At 32.9% G+C, this 5,964-nt stretch carries 9 protein-coding genes; 1 reads left to right on the forward strand and 8 read right to left on the reverse strand.

The window, feature by feature from the left end; all coding sequences use genetic code 11:
* Window positions 1-90: 90 nt before the first annotated feature.
* The 7 genes from RDN22_RS10775 to RDN22_RS10805 form a co-directional block, all read right to left on the reverse strand.
* Window positions 91-858, reverse strand: coding sequence for a nucleoside phosphorylase (locus RDN22_RS10775; RefSeq protein ID WP_308558104.1), 768 nt, complete (start codon window positions 856-858; stop codon window positions 91-93).
* A gap of 26 nt (window positions 859-884) precedes the next feature.
* On the reverse strand, window positions 885-1,277 hold the full coding sequence (locus RDN22_RS10780; protein WP_308558105.1) for a cytidine deaminase: 393 nt from the start codon (window positions 1,275-1,277) through the stop codon (window positions 885-887).
* Window positions 1,278-1,302: 25 nt separating this feature from the next.
* Window positions 1,303-2,064 (reverse strand): nucleoside phosphorylase, encoded by a 762-nt coding sequence (locus RDN22_RS10785; protein ID WP_308558106.1) that lies wholly within the window; start codon window positions 2,062-2,064, stop codon window positions 1,303-1,305.
* 10 nt (window positions 2,065-2,074) lie between these two features.
* Entirely contained in the window at window positions 2,075-2,293 is a 219-nt protein-coding gene (locus tag RDN22_RS10790) for a hypothetical protein (RefSeq protein ID WP_308558107.1), read from the reverse strand.
* A 133-nt stretch (window positions 2,294-2,426) separates the two neighbouring features.
* Window positions 2,427-2,762, reverse strand: coding sequence for an HAD-IA family hydrolase (locus RDN22_RS10795; protein WP_308558112.1), 336 nt, complete (start codon window positions 2,760-2,762; stop codon window positions 2,427-2,429).
* A 79-nt stretch (window positions 2,763-2,841) separates the two neighbouring features.
* Window positions 2,842-3,327 carry a prolyl-tRNA synthetase associated domain-containing protein gene (locus tag RDN22_RS10800; RefSeq protein WP_308558108.1) on the reverse strand — a complete coding sequence of 162 codons (486 nt, stop codon included), beginning with the start codon at window positions 3,325-3,327 and terminating at the stop codon, window positions 2,842-2,844.
* 18 nt (window positions 3,328-3,345) lie between these two features.
* Entirely contained in the window at window positions 3,346-3,951 is a 606-nt protein-coding gene (locus RDN22_RS10805) for an HAD family phosphatase (protein ID WP_308558109.1), read from the reverse strand.
* An 80-nt stretch (window positions 3,952-4,031) separates the two neighbouring features.
* Between RDN22_RS10805 and RDN22_RS10810 the strand changes: the two genes are divergently transcribed.
* A complete protein-coding gene (locus tag RDN22_RS10810; protein ID WP_308558110.1) occupies window positions 4,032-4,997 on the forward strand; it encodes a hypothetical protein in 966 nt (321 codons plus the stop codon).
* A gap of 19 nt (window positions 4,998-5,016) precedes the next feature.
* Here RDN22_RS10810 and RDN22_RS10815 read toward each other — a convergent pair whose 3' ends face one another.
* Window positions 5,017-5,880 (reverse strand): hypothetical protein, encoded by an 864-nt coding sequence (locus tag RDN22_RS10815; RefSeq protein ID WP_308558111.1) that lies wholly within the window; start codon window positions 5,878-5,880, stop codon window positions 5,017-5,019.
* Window positions 5,881-5,964: the final 84 nt, after the last annotated feature.

Genomic DNA, 5,964 nt, shown 5'->3' on the forward strand with positions numbered 1-5,964 from the left:
TTGTTCTTTATTAAATTTAGTCATAATAAAAGACCCAAAAGTGTCTAACTTTTGGGTCTCACTTCAAAACGTATCGCAACTAGACTTTTTTTACATTTTTATTTGACTTAATACTTTGGCACCAATTACTAGGCCAGCACTGTGTGAATTGCCGCCCCAATCACGCTCATCATAATTATTCATGTCTGCAAGAGTATCTGCAGTGAACAATATCTGAGCAAAATCAACTTTTCTAAATTGCGCACATGCAGCTAATGCGGCACATTCCATTTCTACGACACTTGCTCCTAACTGGCGAAACTGAGCTACCTTTTTAGGTGTCTCTCTGAAAAATCCATCTGTTGTCCAAGTAGTTATTTCGTCATATTTTAGCTTCAATTTGGACATTGAGTTTTTAATTTGCTTCAAAAAATCTGCATTTAGTTCAACAAATTGACCTGGTTTCATATAGTGAAAAGAAGTGCCTTCATCGCGAACGGCCTTGGTCGGCAATAGCATTTCATTTTCTGGTAAATCAACTAATGCACCACAAGTTCCGACTGCCAGTATCTTTTTAACACCATAAGCAATTAACCAATCCAATAATTGTGTAGCGGCTGGCGCACCCAGTGGAGCTTGACATAAAGTAAGAAGTTCACCATTTATCTCGACTTCATAGATTTTAGGGTTAAAAGAAACAGTTTCAAATTCACCAAGAGTACGATGAAGATGCTTATCCAAAAAGGCATCAATATCTTCTTTTGGGACAAATGCATAAAGAAGTCGATCATGAAAATGAAATGGGCATTCATCATGATCAGGCTCTAATACTGCATGTGTGTTTTTATCGAAGTCTAAAATAAATGGCTCTTCTTTCATATATCTTCCTCTATTATCCATGCTTTCTAAAGCCACCATTCTGGCGTTAATTCACCTAAGGTCATTACCTTATTTTTTTCATAATCTAACATTACTTCGACGTTTTTATAATCCTTTTCCATTAATTGAACTATGAATTCACGGCATGCTCCGCAAGGAGCCCCATTTTTACCGTCAGACATGATAGCAATTACACGCTTGATTCTATTTTCACCGTTAGTAATCATATTAAAAAGAGCATTTCTTTCAGCACAGACCCCTAACGTGCATGCAGTATCAACACATACGCCAACATATATTTTACCGAATTCTGATAGAACAGCTGCTGATACTCCACCAGCTTCAAAATGATCTGAAATTTGACGAAAGTCTTGTACTTTCTTAGCGGCTTCATACATTCTTTGCCAGGTTTTATCCATATTTTTTATTCCTCTAAATTTGAATTTATACCTTGACCAATACTTGAGAACAAATATCTAATCCCAAACGATGAGAATCTGTTCCCCCATCCCTTGGATCATATTTTTCAATATTTGCTAAAGTATCAGCAGTAAACAATATTTGTGCAAAATTAATTTTTCTAAATTGCGCGCATGCAGCAAGCGCTGAGCATTCCATCTCTACAGTACTTGCACCTAATTGACGGAATTGTGTAACTTTTTTTGAAGTTTCTCTAAAAAATGCGTCAGTTGTCCAAGTGGTTATTTCATCATACTTATAGCCCAATGTATGTACTGCATTTTTTACTTTATCTAAAAAATCACAATTTAGTTCTACTGCTAAACTATCTTCTAAATAGTGAAATGAAGTGCCTTCATCGCGAATTGCCCGATTGGGAATAAACATAGCATTTTCAGGTAAATCTGTAATCGCACCAGCATTACCAAAAGCTAACACTTCTTTTACACCATAAGCAATTAACCAATCAAGTAATTGTGTGGCTGCTGGAGCACCAAGTGGTGCTTGACATAATGTGATTTTTTCATCATTTATCAATACTTCATAAACGTTAGGTTGAAAGGAGATAGTATCATACGAACCTAATATTTTGTACGGAACGTCTTTTAAAAAGTTATCTATATCCTCTTTGGGAACAAAAGCAAATAATAATTTTGGATGCAACTTTAATGGCAAATTTTCATAATGTGGCTCAACCACCGCACTTTGACTATTATCAAAGTTTAAAATAAATGGATGTTCTTTCATAATATGCCTCTCAATCATTAATCCTCATTCTTTGTCCTGCTGGCAAAAGACCACGCATAATACCAATATTTTGAAAAGATTTGATTGAACTAATATTTGCATCTGGAATTCCATTTCTTGCATAAAATAATGAAAATATACCAGACATAGATGATCTGAAGAACGTGGAAACTGCTGTAAAGGTTAAGAGTAAAATTGCAATTTTAAAACTTATACTCTTTAGTTTCATAATCATGTCCTCCACATTAATTTTAATTGTATTAAATTTTACTTAATTCATATTGATATTTCAAGAAAAATTTAACAAAAAATAAGCAGAAGTTTTATCGGCTTCTGCTTATTTATTATCTTATGTCTTCCTTTTAGTTGTTTAATTTTTCAATATACTCTTTTAATTCTGGCAACTTTTCAATTTTGAAAACAAAGCCGTGCATCCCTAACTTACGGGCGGCTTCAATATTCTCTGGTCGATCATCAATAAACAGTGACTCTGAAGGATCTAAATTATATCGATCAAGCAAAGTCTGATAAATCTCAGAACCAGGTTTCATCAATTTTTCTTTTGCTGAAAAGACTTCGCCTTCAAAGAATTGACCATATTTTCCGTTCATCAAATAATTGGCAAAGCGCACCCCTGTATTTGACAATGCGTACAAGTGATAACCCTGCTCATACAACTCTTGCATGAAATCAAACATTTCAGGATAAGAAGATTTCCATAATAATTTTGTCAAAAAATAAGCAGAGGTCGACAAAATCTCTGCTTATTATCTTTATCTACAAATCCAACACTCGGATTTCAAAGCCATTATTTTTCAAAAAATCTATCAAATCTTCTGTCTTCAAAATTACAGTGGCCGTATTATCATTGGGATGCACACCAATATACTCATCCTTCAGTATCTTTTTCTGCACATCCAATTCAACGTCTTTTTCCTCATTGTTCAGTAGTCCAAATGGAGAAACTGATCCTGGTGTCACACCTAACTTCTCTTCTAATTCATCACTTGAGGCCATACTTACTCGTGAAGTTTGAGCAATATCCCTAAAATGCTTAAAATCCAAACGATCATTTTCATCGATCAGCACCAAATAATAATGCTTCTTATTAGCAGTACGAAGGAAAAGATTCTTCACCCTACCAAACTCATATCCTTTAACATACTTATCCGCTTCTTCAGACGTAAAAACGGCAGGATGATTCACTACTTGATAATCAATTTTTTCTTCATCAAGTTTCTGCAAGATCTCTTGCTTATTCATCTAATAGTCCCCATCCTCTTATTTACTTAATTCTTCAATATCTTCTTTTAATTCTGGTAAATTTTCAATCGTGAAAACAAAACCGTGCATCCCTAACTTACGGGCAGCTTCAATATTCTCTGGTCGATCATCAATAAACAGTGATTCTGAAGGATCTAAATTATATCGATCAAGCAAGGTTGGATAGATCTCAGAGCCAGGCTTCATCAATTTTTCTTTTGCTGAAAAGACTTCGCCTTCAAAGTATTGCCCATATTTTCCATTCATCAAATAATTGGCAAAGCGCATCCCCGTGTTTGATAATGCATACAAGTGATAACCCTGCTCATGTAATTTCTGCATAAAATCAAGCATTTCAGGATAAAATGTTACTTTTGCTGGCCAGGTTTGCATAATTTGTTCAACCTGGGGATGCAATCTCTCAGGAAGGCGCTTTTTAAAAATTTCGGTAGCTTCATCTTCGGTAAGTTCACCCGCATCGATTTTTAACCATTCATTTGAACCAAAAATCGCTTTATTAAGCAGCTCATGCTCTTCTTTACTGAGATCATAATGATTCAAAATCTTATCCGATTTAAAGTCGATAAGTACGTTTCCAAAGTCAAAAATAATATTCTTTAACATATTCAATATCCAATCTTTTAGTTCCACTACTTTAATTTTACTAGATATATAATAAACATTATTAAGTAGAGGTGATTATTATGGTACAAATATATTACAATGAATTACTTAAAAAAGAATTTGGTGCAAATTACATAAAGGAAAGCAAACTCCCTTTTAATAATTGGCAACTTGATAAGGTTAGAATTGGTAGAACAGATTACTATCTCTTTGTAGAAGATGAAACTGGACTACCTATATTGACCGAGCGTGTTGATAAAGATGAATTTATTAACATTCTTTCTGAATTATTGTATAAATTTGATTTTCTTTTTGATTCCCAACGAAAGAAAATTATAACTGCTGTCGCTAATTCGTTTAAGTTATACCTAAATCAAAATCATGAAATAAACAATTGCTGTAGCGATTTATATTTAGAAGCTATCTATAAGGAAAGAATTTATTTATTCGGCCCTGATCGTCAGATTTCAAATAAATTGCACAAATTGGTGGCAATGTCTTGGGATTTATTAATGCAAAACAATGTAAGTTATACCAATTCAATTTTAAGAAATATTGCTTTTTCTATTAATAAATATTGGCCTGTAAAAACATCTCATGCCAGACAGACTACTGCTTCTATTGATATAAAAAAGGACTTTGAAGATCCAAGGAAATGGAATCAATATATTGGAAAATCTTCTTTAGACTATTCCAAGGTTTATGATGAAATTATTGATAATAATGATAAAATCATCAATCAATGTTTACCAATGATCAATACAGATGAATTTGATGAATTGGGATACAACGTAAAAGATGAATTAGAATTTTTCCTAAATGATTGGCTAATGCCCGGACAAATTAATTTAGTTACACATAGCTTAGGTATATGTAACTATTATTTTTGGGAGCAAAAACAAACAGCCGAAGATATGGAATCCATTACTAAAATTATATATGGGCTTTTCTATTTTTTAAATGCAACTGGCATTGTTTGCAACAGCGATCTTGAAAAAGTTATGGAATTATGTCGATATTATAATAATCAAAATTCTACTATTTAATAATTATTGATTATTATTCTTAAATTAAATGATTTTCTTTATACCATCTGATGAAATCATCAAAAAATGGCAAAGTAAATTTTACATAGCCTCGATCTGGAGCATAAATTAATTGATCATCTAATAGCCGAGTTCTATATACTGAGACATAATTCTTACTTTTATTTAACGCATCAACTATGTTTGAAATAGGGACAGTATCTTCAGGATAATCAGCCATTATGTCTAGGAATTTTCGATCAGTATCTGAAATTTCAGTATATAGTTTCTCATAAGAATTTTGGTACAAATCAGACTTTGCCAAGTCAATAACTTCATTTGCAACTTGATTAGTTATCTCATCTCCACTTTGTTCCCAAGCATAATAACCAATCGTCTGAAAAGCATATGCATATCCGCCTACACCCTCGACTAGCCTTCTCATAACTGCAGGTGAAATTGACTTGTGTCCTTTTTCAAAAGCTGATGAAAAATTATCTTCAATTGAGGTTTTATCTAGTGGTTTCAAATAAATACGATTGCTTCGAAGCAAAAAAGTTAATGTCTTCTCATGCTGCAAATCTGAAATTCTACTTGGTAAGCCAGTCATTATCAGAGAAACATCTAAATCATCGCCAATTAAAGTTTGATATACAGAAGCAAATGCTCTAACATCATCACTTATTTCTATTTCATCAATTCCAACTAAAATAGAAATTTCTCTTTTCTTAAGCTTAGTTAAAATCTGCTTCAATACTTCACTATAGTTTATTATTCCTGCGTCTTCAGTTGCTTGGAAACTCAGACCATTACCTAATACGTTAATTCCTTGAATTGACTTTAAAACTTCTTTCCAATCTATTCCAGAAATTTGTTGCAAGCTACTTAATAATTGAAAAAGCAAATTACCCTGTCCAAGGTTTGAAGTGAGACCCAAAAGTTAGACACTTTTGGGTCTTTTATTATGACTAAATTTAATAAAGAACAA

It is taken from the genome of uncultured Lactobacillus sp., from assembly GCF_902491705.1.
Lineage (GTDB): Bacteria > Bacillota > Bacilli > Lactobacillales > Lactobacillaceae > Lactobacillus.